Origin of the sequence: Streptomyces meridianus (assembly GCF_023703325.1) — a bacterium.
GTDB classification, from domain to species: domain Bacteria; phylum Actinomycetota; class Actinomycetes; order Streptomycetales; family Streptomycetaceae; genus Streptomyces; species Streptomyces meridianus.
The window spans coordinates 54,044-67,867 of sequence record NZ_JAMQGM010000029.1 but is presented as its reverse complement, the minus strand read 5'-3'; the positions used below and the strand labels follow the sequence as shown (position 1 = coordinate 67,867).

Annotated in this window: 15 protein-coding genes; 9 read left to right on the top strand and 6 right to left on the bottom strand. The window is 72.3% G+C overall.

All coding sequences use genetic code 11. The features are described from left to right. Nucleotides 1-123: 123 nt before the first annotated feature. Nucleotides 124-1,413: a molybdopterin-dependent oxidoreductase gene (locus M1E25_RS14065; protein WP_251415092.1), complete on the top strand. Its 1,290-nt coding sequence runs from the start codon at nucleotides 124-126 to the stop codon at nucleotides 1,411-1,413. A 343-nt stretch (nucleotides 1,414-1,756) separates the two neighbouring features. On the opposite strand, the gene M1E25_RS25645 is transcribed toward M1E25_RS14065, so the two are convergent. Genes M1E25_RS25645 through M1E25_RS14045 form a run of 3 tightly spaced genes read right to left on the bottom strand, consistent with a single transcriptional unit; the run spans nucleotide 1,757 to nucleotide 3,983 of the window. Beyond that, the gene (locus M1E25_RS25645) at nucleotides 1,757-2,548 is read right to left on the bottom strand and encodes a class I SAM-dependent methyltransferase (RefSeq protein WP_285830745.1); all 792 of its coding nucleotides are present in this window, start codon (nucleotides 2,546-2,548) and stop codon (nucleotides 1,757-1,759) included. Beyond that, a complete protein-coding gene (locus M1E25_RS14050) occupies nucleotides 2,545-3,240 on the bottom strand; it encodes a TIGR04282 family arsenosugar biosynthesis glycosyltransferase (RefSeq protein ID WP_251415086.1) in 696 nt (231 codons plus the stop codon). Before M1E25_RS14050 ends, M1E25_RS25645 begins: the two co-directional genes overlap by 4 nt. Next, nucleotides 3,237-3,983 carry a glycosyltransferase family 2 protein gene (locus tag M1E25_RS14045; RefSeq protein ID WP_308290429.1) on the bottom strand — a complete coding sequence of 249 codons (747 nt, stop codon included), beginning with the start codon at nucleotides 3,981-3,983 and terminating at the stop codon, nucleotides 3,237-3,239. Before M1E25_RS14045 ends, M1E25_RS14050 begins: the two co-directional genes overlap by 4 nt. A 147-nt stretch (nucleotides 3,984-4,130) precedes the next feature. Between M1E25_RS14045 and M1E25_RS14040 the strand changes: the two genes are divergently transcribed. Both M1E25_RS14040 and M1E25_RS14035 read left to right on the top strand, forming a co-directional pair. Further along, a complete protein-coding gene (locus tag M1E25_RS14040) occupies nucleotides 4,131-4,841 on the top strand; it encodes a response regulator transcription factor (RefSeq protein ID WP_251415083.1) in 711 nt (236 codons plus the stop codon). A 4-nt stretch (nucleotides 4,842-4,845) separates the two neighbouring features. After that, on the top strand, nucleotides 4,846-5,958 hold the full coding sequence (locus M1E25_RS14035; RefSeq protein WP_251415080.1) for a sensor histidine kinase: 1,113 nt from the start codon (nucleotides 4,846-4,848) through the stop codon (nucleotides 5,956-5,958). Nucleotides 5,959-5,964: 6 nt separating this feature from the next. Here M1E25_RS14035 and M1E25_RS14030 read toward each other — a convergent pair whose 3' ends face one another. Further along, nucleotides 5,965-7,050, bottom strand: a complete 1,086-nt coding sequence (locus tag M1E25_RS14030) for an NAD-dependent epimerase/dehydratase family protein (RefSeq protein WP_251415077.1) — start codon at nucleotides 7,048-7,050, stop codon at nucleotides 5,965-5,967. Nucleotides 7,051-7,274: 224 nt separating this feature from the next. After that, complete coding sequence (locus M1E25_RS14025) at nucleotides 7,275-8,003, bottom strand: DUF5324 family protein (protein ID WP_251415074.1); 729 nt, start codon at nucleotides 8,001-8,003, stop codon at nucleotides 7,275-7,277. A gap of 272 nt (nucleotides 8,004-8,275) precedes the next feature. Between M1E25_RS14025 and M1E25_RS14020 the strand changes: the two genes are divergently transcribed. Both M1E25_RS14020 and M1E25_RS14015 read left to right on the top strand, forming a co-directional pair. Further along, on the top strand, nucleotides 8,276-8,809 hold the full coding sequence (locus M1E25_RS14020; RefSeq protein ID WP_251415071.1) for a peptidylprolyl isomerase: 534 nt from the start codon (nucleotides 8,276-8,278) through the stop codon (nucleotides 8,807-8,809). 153 nt (nucleotides 8,810-8,962) lie between these two features. Then, the gene (locus M1E25_RS14015) at nucleotides 8,963-9,859 is read left to right on the top strand and encodes a rhomboid family intramembrane serine protease (protein WP_251415067.1); all 897 of its coding nucleotides are present in this window, start codon (nucleotides 8,963-8,965) and stop codon (nucleotides 9,857-9,859) included. Nucleotides 9,860-10,144: 285 nt separating this feature from the next. On the opposite strand, the gene crgA is transcribed toward M1E25_RS14015, so the two are convergent. Next, the gene (gene crgA / locus M1E25_RS14010) at nucleotides 10,145-10,402 is read right to left on the bottom strand and encodes a cell division protein CrgA (protein ID WP_251415063.1); all 258 of its coding nucleotides are present in this window, start codon (nucleotides 10,400-10,402) and stop codon (nucleotides 10,145-10,147) included. A 141-nt stretch (nucleotides 10,403-10,543) separates the two neighbouring features. Between crgA and M1E25_RS14005 the strand changes: the two genes are divergently transcribed. The 4 genes from M1E25_RS14005 (at nucleotide 10,544) to M1E25_RS13990 (ending at nucleotide 13,812) form a co-directional block, all read left to right on the top strand. After that, a complete protein-coding gene (locus M1E25_RS14005; RefSeq protein WP_251415060.1) occupies nucleotides 10,544-11,323 on the top strand; it encodes a DUF881 domain-containing protein in 780 nt (259 codons plus the stop codon). A gap of 148 nt (nucleotides 11,324-11,471) precedes the next feature. Continuing rightward, on the top strand, nucleotides 11,472-11,648 hold the full coding sequence (locus M1E25_RS14000; RefSeq protein ID WP_251415058.1) for a hypothetical protein: 177 nt from the start codon (nucleotides 11,472-11,474) through the stop codon (nucleotides 11,646-11,648). Beyond that, entirely contained in the window at nucleotides 11,645-12,283 is a 639-nt protein-coding gene (locus tag M1E25_RS13995) for an aminodeoxychorismate/anthranilate synthase component II (RefSeq protein WP_251415054.1), read from the top strand. Before M1E25_RS14000 ends, M1E25_RS13995 begins: the two co-directional genes overlap by 4 nt. 242 nt (nucleotides 12,284-12,525) lie before the next feature. Continuing rightward, complete coding sequence (locus M1E25_RS13990) at nucleotides 12,526-13,812, top strand: class E sortase (RefSeq protein WP_285830762.1); 1,287 nt, start codon at nucleotides 12,526-12,528, stop codon at nucleotides 13,810-13,812. The last annotated feature ends 12 nt before the right edge of the window (nucleotides 13,813-13,824 follow it).

Here is a 13,824-nt window from a genome sequence, read left to right as displayed (position 1 = left end):
ACGACGCCGGGGCTGCAGCGGGGTGGTGTCACGGAATCGTCAGAACCGGTCCCGGGACGGACGTCAGGCTTTCGTCACAGGTCGTACCCGCCGTGCGGCCCGGCCGCGCCCTATCGTCGTGCCATGGGAGACAGAAGAGACACGGCACCCCCCCGGCTCCCGTCGTCTCCCGGATTCTGGCGCAGTCCCGTGCGCGGGGTTCGGTTCACTGCGCTGCTCGGCGTCGTCCTGCTGGCGGGGGTCACGCTGCTGTTCGTCACCGGCCTGTTGTCGTACGCCGCGTACAACCCGGATCTGGCACCGGTCAACGACAAGACCCCGGGCAAGGGCCGGCTGGGGTTCTATCTCTTTCCCTGGCCGACCGACCCGCACTGGCTCTACCGGCTCACCCAGGGGTTGCACGTCACCCTCGGCGTCGCGCTGGTTCCGGTCCTGCTGGCGAAACTGTGGTCGGTGGTGCCGAAGCTCTTCGCGCTGCCGCCGGTGCGTTCCGTGGGCCACGCACTGGAGCGGCTGTCGCTGCTGCTGCTCGTGGGCGGGGCCCTGTTCGAGTTCGTCACCGGTCTGCTCGACATCCAGCTCGAGTACATCTTCCCCGGCTCCTTCTATCCCCTCCACTTCTACGGTGCGTGGGTGTTCTTCGCCGCGTTCGTGGCCCATGTCGGGCTCCGGCTGCCCCAGGCCCTGCGTGCGCTGCGGGAACGTCGACGGAACGGCTCCTTCGACCCCGGGCCGGAGCCGTCGACGGGGGCGGGGGAGGACGGCCTCGCGTCGCCGGACCCCGCCGCCCCCACTGTCTCCCGGCGCGGGGCCCTGGGTGCCGTCGGCGCGGGCTCGCTCGTCCTGCTGGCGACGACGGCGGGCCAGAGCATCGATCCGCTGCGGAGTACGGCCCTGCTCGCGCCGCACGGCGGCCGGGATCCCGGGTCGGGGCCGAACGGGTTCCAGATCAACAAGACCGCCGAAGCCAGGGGAATCCGGCCCGCCGACACCGGTGAGGCGTGGCGGCTGACCGTCAGCGGCCCGGCCGGGAACATCGCGATGAGCCGGGAGGATCTCCTCGGACTCGCCCTGTACAGCGCGGCCCTGCCGATCGCCTGCGTGGAGGGCTGGTCGACCTCGGACCAGTGGTGGCGGGGGGTGCGGCTGCGGGACCTCGCCGCGCTCGCCGGCTTCGAACGGGACCGTCCTCCCGCCGTCCTGGTCGAATCGCTGCAGCGCACAGGGGCGTTCCGCAGTGCCGCGCTCCGCGACAACCAGGTGCGCGATCCCCGCTCGCTGCTGGCGCTGGAGGTCAACGGGGAGACACTCTCGCCCGATCACGGCTACCCGGCCCGGATCATCGTCCCGGCCGCCCCCGGGGTCCTCAACACCAAGTGGGTGTCCCGGCTGACCTTCGGAGAGCTGACATGAGGGTTCAGGGCCTCCGCCGGGCACGCCGCTGGTACGGGGAGGGGACGCTGCACCTGCTGCTGATGCTCTCCTCGTTCGCCCTGGCGGGATACGCGGGCGTCCGGCTGCTGGACGGGGACCGGCTCGCGATCGTGATCTGGTTCGCCGGCGCGGCGCTGGTGCACGACCTGGTGCTGGTGCCGCTGTACTCGCTGGCGGACCGGGGCCTGCGGGCGGGCGCCGGACGGTGGCCCGGAGCAGCCGCCGGACGCCGGGCCGACGTCAACTTCGTCAGGGTCCCGGCCTTTCTGTCCGGGCTGCTGTTGCTGGTGTGGTTCCCCCTGATCACCGGTCAGGTCGAGAACTACACCCCGTACACCGGGCTGCCCGCCGACGTGTTCCTTCCGCGCTGGCTGCTGATCACGGCCGGGCTGTTCGCGGTCTCGGCGGTCTGGCTGACGGTGGAGCTGCTCCGGCTGCGGCGCAGGGCCACGAAGGCCCGCCCGTCCGCCGACCACTGATCGACGGGGAGCCAGCCGAGCGCTCCCGCGTACCGCAGCAGTGCCGCCGAACCGAGGCGCGCCCACGGGAAGTCCGCGTCGGCGCTGTTGCCGTCGGCTCCGCCCCGTCCGTCGTCGACGCGCACCCGGACCCGCTCGTCGACGTCGACGGGCGCGGTCTCGGCGAGGAGCAGCCCGCCGGGCCTGAGGAGTTCCGCGGCCCGGCGCAGAAGTGCGCGCGGGTCTCCGCCGATGCCGATGTTGCCGTCCACGAGCAGTGCGGTCTCCCAACGGCCCTCGCCCGGCAGCGGTTCGAAGACGGACCGCAGCAGGGCGGTCCCGCTCAGCCGCAGGGTGCGCTCGACGGCCGCCTGGTTGATGTCGATGCCGAGTGCCCGGTGGCCGCGCTCGGTGAGCGCCGCGACCAGGCGTCCGGGCCCGCACCCGATGTCGAGGACGGCGCCTTCGCACCGGCGCAGCGCCGACATGTCGGCGGCGTCGGCCGCCGCGCACCACCGCTCGATGTCCAGCGGAAGCAGCCACCCGTCGCTGCGGCGCAGGAACAGCGGGCCGCGTCCGCTGCGCAGTGCCTCGGCGTAGGGGTCGGTGCGCCAGGCGGTGGTGTCCCGGCCGCACGGCGGAACGGTGGTGCTCATCGGCTTCGGACCTCCGGGGCGGCGGACCGGTTCGAGTGCGCACGCGCCCGCGGGATGCGGGCGAGGGCGGCGGCGAAACGCCCGTGCGGTGCGGCGGCGGCGACGTGTGCGGCGTCGTCCGCGGTGTCGATGTCCCGCAGTGGGGCCAGGTCGCGGACGGCCAGCCCTGCGGCCGTCAGCCGTGCGCGCTGGACAGCTCCGGTCTCCGGGACGGACATGGGGACACCGCGCAGCAGCGACGGGTCCGGCGCAGCCAGGCCCAGGGCCCAGAAGCCACCGTCCTCGGCCGGACCGAACCAGGCGTCGCAGTCCCGCCACGCGTCCGGGCCGAGAGCGGGGGCCAGGAGTTCGTGGGTGATCTGCGGGGTGTCCATGCCGATGAGCAGGGTGGGGCCCGTGCCGGCGCCGAACGCCGCGGCGATCCGTTCGTCGAGTCCGCCCGCGCACTGGGGCAGGACGTCGATACCCGGCGGCAGCCAGGGACCGGGTCGTCCGTCGAGGACGACCGTGCGGCGCCGCGCGGGCAGGTCGAGTACGGCCCGCAGCGTGTCGGCGAGTGCCGCCTCGGCCAACCGGGCCGCCTCGTGGGGGCTGAAGGGCGGTGTGAGCCGGGTCTTCACCCGGCCGGGCACCGGTTCCTTGGCAATCACGAGCAACGCGGTCGGGCCCTCCGGTCCGTGACGGCCCGTCATGGGGTCGTTCCGGTACGGGGCGACGGCTGCTGCGGCACCGGCGGTTGGCGCAGGACGGCGCGCATGTCGCGCACGGCATGCCAGGTGCCCCGCCAGGTGCCGGTGACCTTGGACTTTCCGGTGCGCGGCAGGTACGGAACGGCCGTCTCGGACACCCGTAGCCCGGCGTCGGCGGCGCGCACGACCATCTGGAGGGGGTATCCGCTGCGTCGGTCGGTCAGGTCGAGGGCGAGCAGGTCGTCCCGGCGGGCGGCGCGCATCGGCCCGAGGTCGTGCAGGCGCAGGCCGGTGCGGCGGCGCAGCATGCGGGCCAGCGCCAGGTTTCCCGCGCGGGCGTGGGGCGGCCAGGCCCCCCGGCCCTGGGGGCGCCGGCGCCCGAGTACCAGATCGGCCTTCCCGTGGTGGACCTGGCTGACGAGGTCGGGAAGCAGCCCGGGGTCGAGGGAGCCGTCGCAGTCGCAGAAGCACACGTACTGCGCGTCCGCGGCGAGGAGTCCGGCGTGGCAGGCGGAGCCGAAGCCGCGGCGCGGCTCGTGCACCACCGTGGCGCCGAGCGAGCGGGCGAGGCCGGCCGAGCCGTCCGTGGAGCCGTTGTCGACGACGATCGCCCGCCAGCCGGCGGGGATGCGCCCGAGCACCTCGGGCAGTGCTGCGGCCTCGTCCAGGCAGGGAAGGACGACGTCGGCCCGTGGGGTGTGCGCGTGCGCCTCACCTGCGGGACGGGCAGGGTCCGTTGACGCGATGTCGGTGGAGGTGAAGTCGGTCACGGGCTTCACTGTACGGACTCGAAACGGACATTCAGGGCTGAAAAGCCTTACGGAATGCGGACGTCGGTGCCGGCACCGGACTTGCCCTCGGCCGTGCCGGCCGAGTCGTGCGATGGTCTGCGCATGCAGAACGCTGCGCACGGACATGTGCTCGTGGTGGAGGACGACCCGACCGTCGCCGAGGTCGTCGAGCAGTACCTCGCCCGCGCCGGATATGCCGTGGACCGGGCCGAGGACGGTGCCGAAGCACTGGCCATGGCCGCTGCGCGGCCGCCCGACCTCGTCGTCCTCGATGTGATGCTGCCGGCCGTGAACGGGTTCGACGTGTGCCGGACCCTGCGGGAGAGGGGCCCCGTGCCGGTCATCATGCTCACCGCGCGAGGAGACGAGGACGACCGGATCCTCGGCCTGGAGGTGGGCGCGGACGACTATGTGACGAAGCCGTTCAGTCCGCGCGAGCTGGTTCTGCGCGTCGAGGCAGTGCTGCGGCGGGGGCGTGCCGGCGACGCGGACGACGGCGGATCGCGGACCGGGCTGAGCACGGCCGGGCTCAGCATCGACCCCGTCGCCCGCCGGGCGGTGAAGAACGGTCGTGAACTGGCCCTCACCCTGCGTGAATTCGACCTGCTGTCCTTCTTCCTGCGGCATCCGGGAACGGCGTTCGGCCGCGAAGAGCTGATGCGGGAGGTCTGGGGCTGGGACTTCGGTGATCTGTCGACGGTCACCGTCCATGTGCGCAGGCTGCGCGGAAAGGTGGAGGAGGACCCCGCCCGGCCCCGCCTGATCCGGACGGTGTGGGGCGTGGGCTACCGGTTCGACCCGGCGGAGGACTGATCCGGTGAACGATCTGCTGGTCATCGCCCTGTACGCGTTCGTGGGTGCCGCAGCCGCCGCACTGCTGGGAGGGGTCGTCCTGAGGCTGCTGCGGCACCGTTCCCTGGTGGCGTCGCTGGCCGTCGTCGCGGCCGTCGCGGTCATCGCGATGCTGGCGGGGACGCTCGCGGTGGCCCGGGAGATGTTCCTGTCCCCGCACGACCTCACCGTGGTCACCGTCGTGGTCGCCATGGCCGCCGTGGCATCGCTGGCGACGGCGCTGCTGCTCGGCCGCTGGGTGGTCGGGCGCAGCAGGGCGCTGACCGCCGCCGCCCGTTCCTTCGGCGACGGCGGCAGCTTCGCGGCCCCGGACGGTCCGTCGACCGCCGAACTCGACTCCCTCACAGAGGAGTTGGTGGCCACCAGTGCCAAGCTCGCGGAGTCCCGCGAGCGGGAGCGGAGGCTGGAGTCGTCGCGGCGTGAACTGGTCGCCTGGATATCGCACGACCTTCGCACGCCGCTCGCCGGTCTGCGGGCCATGTCCGAGGCCCTGGAGGACGGCATGGCTGCGGACTCCGGCCGCTATCTGCGGCAGATCCGCACCGAGGTCGAGCGGATGAACGACATGGTCGGCGACCTCTCCGAGCTCTCCCGGATCCATGCCGGAGCACTCGCGCTCGCCCCCGCCCGGATCCGGGTCCACGACCTGGTCGGCGACGCGCTCGCCGGGGCCGACGCGCTGGCGCGTGAACACGGCGTGCGTCTGGTGGGAGGGCACCTCGAGGAGGCCCCGGTGGAGGTGGACGTGAAAGAGATGAGCCGGGTCCTCGGCAACCTGCTCATCAACGCGATCCGGCGGACGCCCGCCGACGGCACGGTCGCTGTGAGCGCACGGTCCGGCACGGACGGAGTGGTGCTGTCGGTGACCGACGGCTGCGGCGGCATTCCCGAGGAGGACCTGCCCCGTGTCTTCGACACCGGCTGGCGGGGCAACCACGCGCGGACGCCCCCGGCCGGCGCGGGTCTCGGCCTGGCCATCGTCAGAGGCATCGTGGAGGCGCACCACGGGCGGGCCGCCGTGCGGAACGTGGTGGGCGGCTGCCGTTTCGAGGTCACACTGCCGCCGGCCGGTGCGTGAACGCCTTCAGGAGCCGGCCAGGGCCGCGGCCTGCGGTGCCCGGCCGCTGCGGAGCGGTGCGGTCGCGAACTCCGCCATTCCCTCGGCGAACCCCACTTCCGGCCGCCAGCCCAACTCCTCGCGCAGCCGCCGGGAGTCCGCCGTGACATGGCGGACGTCCCCGAGCCGGAACTCGCCGGTGACCACGGGGGAGGGACCGCCGTGGGCCGCGGCGAGCGCCTCGGCCATCTGCCCGACGGTCCGGGGTTCGCCGCTGCCGGTGTTGTACGCCGCGAAGTCCTCGGAGGGCCGGTCGCGTACGGCTTCCAGCGCGACGGCGTTCGCTGCGGCTACATCCCGTACGTGCACGAAGTCCCGCCGCTGGTCGCCGTCCTCGAAGACCCGTGGGGCCTCGCCGCGTGCCAGCGCAGAGCGGAAGAAGGAGGCGACCCCCGCGTACGGGGTGTCGCGGGGCATCCCGGGGCCGTACACGTTGTGGTAGCGCAGGGACAGCGCGCGGCCGCCGGTGGCGCGCGCCCAGGCGGATGCCAGGTGCTCCTGGGTGAGCTTGGTGACGGCGTACACGTTCCGCGGGTCGGCGGGGGCGTCCTCCGTGACCAGTCCTGGTGTCAGGCCGGCCCCGCAGGAGGGGCAGCGCGGCTCGAACCGGCCGGCCTCCAGGTCGGCGACGGCCCTCGGTCCCGGGCGGGTGCGTCCGTGGCGCGGGCAGTCGTAGCGTCCTTCCCCGTAGACCACCATGGAGCCGGCGAGCACCAGGTCCCGGACCCCCGCCTCGGCCATTCCGGCCAGCAGGACCGCCGTCCCCAGATCGTTGCAGCCCACGTAGCGCGGCGCGTCCGCGAAGTCCTTCCCAAGGCCGACCATGGCCGCCTGGTGGCACACGGCGTCGACCCCGCGCAACGCCTTCGCCACGGTGTCCCGGTCCCGTACGTCAGCGACGAACCGCCGTCGCTCGTCGGTGAGTCGAGTGGCTCCCCCTTGCCCCGAGGGCAGCATCGTGTCGTACACCACGGGTTCGTGTCCGCGGCCCTCGAGCGCTTCCACGATGTGTGATCCGATGAATCCGGCACCGCCGGTGACCAGTACGCGCATGGCGTCACCCTAGGGATCCCGCCGCCCCGCGCAGGGCGTTTCCGTACGTCGTGTCACCGGACCTTAAGGGCTTTCCGCCCCGGCCGGCGGGCCCCGGCCGGGGCGCGGCAACCGGCACCTCGACGCGCCGCCGCGAGGGGTGCCGCCGGTGGGGCGGGGAGCGGAAGTGCAGAAGCCGCCGCCCTCTGCAGGGAGGACGGCGGCCCGGGGCGGGACGGGAACGGTCAGTCCCGCTTGCCGCGTTCGTCGGTCTCGGCCTCCGAGTCCTGCTTCGCCTGCACCTCGGGGTCGAGCGCGGCCCGGTTGCTGCCGTCGACCGAGCCGAGTGTTCCGGGGTCGCCGAGTTCGGTTGCCGCCGGCGGCTCCACCAGCCAGTCCGGGTTGGCCTGCTTGTCCCACCACTTCCAGACCGCCACCGCGCCGCCGGCCACCAGGCCGAGGACGAGCAGTCGCTTGGCCACCCGGCCCCGCTGCATGCGGCGGTTGCGCCTGCGCACCAACCGCTCGACGTCCTTCGCGCTCACCTGGCCGCGCAGTGCGGCGAACGCGGCGCCGCCGCGGGCGAACGCCTCCTCGCGTACGGGCTCGGCGGCGGCGCGGGCCTCGGCGACCGCGCTCTCGACCCGCGGCCTCGCGTAGTCGGTCGCCTGCCGGGCCGCTTTGCGGGTGTGCCGGGCGGCGCGCTGGGCGGCGGCGTCCACCTTGGGCGGCAGCGCCCCGCGTGCGTGCTCGATCCGGGGTTGCAGGTGCGCGCCGTAATTCTCGAGTGCGGTGGAACGCGCCTGCTGTGCGGCCTGGGCGACCACGGGTGCCAGCCGGGCGCGGGCTTCCTGCGCGTAGTGCGCAGCCTGGTCCTTGGCTGTGCCGGCGTAGGGCGCCACCACCTCCGCTGCGTGCAGCACGCTGTCCTTGGCGGTGCCGGTTGCAGCGCGCATGCTGTCGATGCGGGTCACAGGATCCTCCTCCTCGGTGGCGGTACGGTATTCGCCTTTCCACCCGATTAGAGATCATGCCCGCTCGCAGGTCCGACGGCATGCGCGGACGGGCATCCGGGTCAAGCTTCACGAATTCTGATGAAGCCCGGGCCTGTCGGCTGCTGCGGCTGCTGCGGATTTCTCGGGTTTCGGGGGTGTGCACAACCGTCTGCACCTCTTGGACGGCTTCGCCACCGCAGGCGTCCGTGCGAGGATCGGGAAACGTCAGTGAAGACTATGGAAGGTTGACCGTGGCCGAGCAGCTCTACGCCACCCTGAAGACGAATCACGGCGACATCGAGGTCCGGCTGCTGCCGAACCATGCGCCGAAGACCGTCAAGAACTTCGTCGAACTCGCCGAGGGCACTCGCGAGTGGACCCACCCGCAGACCGGTAAGAAGACCCAGGACCGGTTGTACGACGGCACGGTGTTCCACCGGGTGATCAGTGGCTTCATGATCCAGGGCGGTGACCCGCTGGGCAACGGCACCGGGGGCCCGGGTTACGAGTTCGAGGACGAGTTCCACCCGGACCTCGCCTTCGACAAGCCGTACCTGCTGGCCATGGCGAACGCCGGGCCGGGCACCAACGGGTCGCAGTTCTTCATCACGTTGGCGCCCACTGCGTGGCTGACCCGCAAGCACAGCATCTTCGGCGAGGTCGTCGACCCGAAGAGCCGGCAGGTGGTGGACGCCATCGGTGCCGTGAAGACCAACCCGCGCACCGACCGTCCGGTGGAGGACGTCGTCATCGAGTCCGTCGTCGTGGAGACCCGACAGGGCTGAGTACCGCCGGCCTGGGCCCGGCGGGCCGGCCGGCGGGAACAAACCGGCCCCGCCCGTCCGTCTGGATGGGCGGGGCGTGGTGCGTCCGGGGAGCCGCCCGGTGGCCCGTGCGCTCCGACAGCGGCCGCGGGCCGGATGGGAGAAGAGGGACTGATGGACCAGGTGCCAGGGAGTGCGGGGGACCACGCGGCGGCAGGCGGTCCCCCCGGCTGTTACCGCCACCCGGACCGGGCCACCGGGATCAGCTGCACGCGTTGCGAGCGGCCGATCTGCCCGGAGTGCATGGTCAGCGCCTCGGTCGGGTTCCAGTGTCCGGACTGCGTGCGCGACGGGGGCGGTACGGGTCCGGCACCGGAGTCGATGCGGCCGCGGACGGTCGCGGGCGGTGTCGTCAGCGCCGACCCCCGGCTGGTCACCAAGGTTCTGCTCGGCATCAACATCGCCGTCTGGGTCGCGGTCATGGTGGTGGGCGACCGCCTCGTGCGCGATCTGGACCTGTTCGGCCGGGCGCTGACCCCCTCAGGCGTGGAGGGTGTCGCCGAGGGCCAGTGGTACCGGCTGCTGACCTCGGCGTTCCTGCACGAGCAGCCGATGCACATCGCGTTCAACATGCTGGCGCTGTGGTGGCTCGGCGGCCCGTTGGAGGCCGCCCTGGGACGGTCCCGCTACCTCGCCCTCTACCTGCTCTCGGGGTTGGGGGGTTCGGCGCTGGCCTATCTGCTGGCCGATCCGAACCAGCCGTCCCTCGGCGCCTCGGGCGCGGTGTACGGGCTGTTCGGCGCGATGGCCGTGCTGCTGCGGCGGATGCGGCAGGACATGCGGCCCGTGTTCGTCCTGCTGGCGATCAATCTGGCCTTCACGTTCTTCCCCGGCAGCCAGATCTCCTGGCAGGCCCACGTGGGCGGCCTGGTGGTCGGTGCGGCGGTCGCCTTCGGCATGGTGCACGCGCCCCGGGGACACCGGGTGGCGGTGCAGCGCGCGACCTGTGCGGCGGCCCTGCTGGTGGTCGTCGTCGTGGTGGTCCTCCGGACGCTTCAGCTCACGGGCTGAGCAGGGGTTCCGGGGTCCGGGAAGGGGTGCGTGGGGCCGGTTGTCCACAGCCGTTCCCGGATCTTGTGCATGACGTGGGGAACGTGTGCACAATCGCACGGATCTGCGGTTTCCCAAGGGAGACCGGGTTGATCACGTCGAGCGGACCGTATGACCAGTATCACCGGCGTCAACCGAGCGTTGGGTTATCCACAGATCTTCCGACCTTTTCCCCTGCTGTGGATAACCGTGTGGACAACCTTGGGGCAAGGCTTGCGTCCGACGCTCGAAGCTGCTCCGCAGACGCTACTTCCACTGCGTGGAGACGACAAATCCCCCGGCGATGAAGCCGAACCCGACCACGATGTTCCAGTTGCCGAGCGCTCCGACCGGCATGTCACCGGTGGTGACGTAGAAGACCACGATCCAGGCGAGCCCGATGAGGAAGAGCGCCAGCATCAGCGGCGCCACCCAGTTGCGGCCCGCATTCAGATTCACATTGGTGGCCTGCTTCGCCGGAGGCGGGGTGAAGTCGGCCTTCTTGCGGATCCGTGACTTCGGCACGAGGGACTCTCCTGTCGATGCGTTGCGTGACCGCGCGGTGATCCTGGACTGGGGCAGGGGGCGGGGGCCACGGGGCTACTTCCTCCCCGGACGCGTCCGTTAGCGTAGTGCTTCCGCGGCGTCCAAGGAGATAAGGGTACGTTGAGCAATTCTGCGGGCTCCCCCACCGAGCCGTCCAAGCCCTTCGCTGCCCGCCGTCTGCGGCCGGTGCGGCTGCTCACGGCCGCGGTCTTCGCCCTCGCGGGGCTTCTCTTCGTCACCAGCTTCAACACCGCCCGCGGTACCAACCTGCGCACCGACGACTCCCTGCTCAAGCTCTCGGACCTGATCCAGGAGCGCAGCCGCAGGAACCACGCCCTCGAGACGTCCGCGGCCGCGGTGCGCTCCGACGTCGACTCCCTCGCCCGCCGCGACGACGGCTCCTCCGAGGCCCGCGACCGCAGGATCAAGGGGCTGGAGAAGGCCTCCGGCACCCAGGAGGTGAGCGGCGCCGGCATCACCGTCACCCTCAACGACGCCCCGCCGGACGCGACCGCCCGCATCCCGGGCGTCCCGCAGCCCCAGCCGAACGACCTCGTGATCCACCAGCAGGACCTGCAGGCGGTCGTCAACGCGCTCTGGCAGGGCGGTGCCCGGGGAATCAAGGTCATGGACCAGCGGCTGATCTCGACCAGTGCGGTCCGCTGCGTCGGGAACACCCTGATCCTCCAGGGCCGGGTCTACTCGCCGCCCTACCGGATCACGGCGGTCGGCGACCCGTCCGAGCTCCAGGAGAAGCTCGCCACAGCACCGGCGATCGTCAACTACATGCAGTACGTCAACGCCTACGGGCTGGGCTGGGACGTGGAGCGCCGCACGTCGGTGAAGCTGCCCGGGTACTCGGGCGCTGTCGATCTGCACTACGCGCGTCCGGTGGACTGACCGCCCGCAGTCGGCGGATGCCCTCCACGGCCCGCCCGGTGCGCCTCGTCCGGCGACCGGGTCCTTTGCCCGGCTGAGCCCCCGGATCCCTCGCCGCCCCTTAGTCTGGTTCCTGCAAGCGACTTCGGTATCGGCAAGTAGGGGCGGCATGTACGGCTGGATCTGGCGGCATCTGCCGGGCAACGTCTGGGTGCGCGCGGCCATCTCGGTCGTGCTCGTGCTGGCTGTCGTCCTCGTCCTGTTCCAATACGTCTTCCCCTGGGCGGAACCTCTGCTCCCGTTCGGTGACGTGACGGTGGACAACGGCGCAGGAGCGGCCCGATGAGCGTACGCGTCCTCGTCGTCGACAACTACGACAGCTTCGTCTTCAACCTCGTCCAGTACCTGTACCAGCTCGGTGCCGAGTGCGAGGTGCTGCGCAACGACCAGGTCCGGCCCGAGCACGCCCGGGACGGCTTCGACGGCGTCCTGCTGTCACCCGGCCCGGGAACGCCCGAGCAGGCCGGAGTCTGCGTGGACATGGTCCGGCACTGCGCGGAGAAGGGCGTCCCGGTCTTCGGTGTCTGCCTGGGCATGCAGTCGATGGCGGTGGCCTACGGCGGAGTGGTCGGCCGCGCCCCCGAGCTGCTGCACGGCAAGACATCGCTCGTCACCCACGAGGGCGTGGGCGTCTTCCACGGCCTGCCGTCGCCGTTCACCGCCACCCGCTACCACTCGCTCGCGGTCGAACGGGACACGATCCCGGACGAGTTGCGGGTCACCGCATGGACCGAGAACGGCATCGCGATGGGGCTGCGCCACCGCGATCTGCCGGTCGAGGGCGTGCAGTTCCACCCCGAGTCCGTCCTCACCGAGTGGGGCCACCTGATGCTGGCCAACTGGCTGGCCGAGTGCGGGGACAGCACTGCGGTGGAACGGTCGGCGGGACTCGCCCCGGTGGTCGGCAAGGTTCACGCGTGACCACGTTCCGCCCCGATGGCGACAGTGCCTACGGCGGCGGACGGCCCTCCCCGTACCGTGACGGCGACGCGTTCGAAGACGCCGTCGGACGGCTCGACGATCCCCTGAACGACCCGCTGCCGGACCCGTCCTACCCGGACCGGTTCCGGAGCGGCTCGTACGGGCACCCGAGCGGGGAGGCCTCCGCAGGGGCGTCCCAGGACTGGTACGGAGCACCGGCGGGCGACCCGCTCCTCGATCCCATGCCCGGCCCGTCGTATCCCGCGCATGCGGAACGGCCGTCGCCCGGCCAGGGCGCCTCGGGCTGGTACCCGCCCGGCCAGGGCTCCGACGGGGAGGCCGGCCGTGCGCCGGGCCCCTACGACCGGCAGGCCCCCGCGGCACGGCCGGCCGCCGGGTACCGCGATCCCGGGTTCCGCGATGCGGGGTACGCCGGGCCCGGCCGGCGCGAAACGGCGTACGGCGAACCGGCGGCTCCCGGCCCCCGGGGCGGCCGGGAACGGACGGGCGCGCAGGACGCGGAGAGCCCCGTTGCGGGCCCCGGCCCTGCAACGGGGGAGCGGGGCCCCGCAGTCCGGGCCGGCCGGGAGCTTCACCCGTCCCACGACGAGACCGTCGCCCTGCGGATGCCGGGCCGGAGGAGACCGGCCGGCGAGGACACGAACGCGGGCGACACCGGCGATCCCGCGCCCGGCGGACGGGCGGCCCGGCGCAGGGCCGCGCAGAACTCGGCCGGACGCGGCGGCAGACGGGCCCGGGGGCGCCACTCGCCCGGCGCCGCCTCCGCGGCGTCCGACGGTCCCGTGCAGGCTCCCAGAACGCGGCTCGAGGCGCGCCGGGCGGCACGGGCCGCCAAGGAGCCGCCGGGTGTGATAGCCAGCCGCTGGATCGGCGAGGCGTTCATCACCCTCGGTGTCCTCATGCTGCTCTTCGTCACCTACCAGCTCTGGTGGACCAACGTCCTCGCGCACCAGGAGGCCGGCGGCGCCGCCAGCACCCTGCAGGACGAGTGGGCGAAGAAGCAGCGCGATCCGGGCGCGTTCTCGCCCGGCCAGGGATTCGCGATCATCTACATCCCGAAGCTGGACGTGAAGGCCCCCATCGCCGAGGGGATCGACAAGCACCGGGTGCTCGACCGCGGCATGGTCGGCCACTACGGCGAAGCACCGCTGAAGACCGCCATGCCCTGGTCGAAGAAGGGGAACTTCGCGCTGGCCGGCCACCGCAACACCCACGGTGAGCCGTTCCGGTACGTGAACCGTCTCCGGCCCGGCGACGAGATCGTGGTCGAGACCCGGCGCGCCTTCTACACCTACAAGATGACCAGCATCCTGCCGCAGACCTCGCCGTCGAACACCTCGGTGATCGATCCCGTCCCCCGGGGGTCCGGGTTCACGAAGCCGGGGCGCTACATCACGCTCACCACGTGCACGCCGGAGTTCACCAGCACCTACCGGCTGATCGTCTGGGGCAAGCTGGTCGACGAGCGGCCGCGGAGCAAGGGCAAACCGGACGCGCTCGTCCAGTGAGCGCGGCACCGG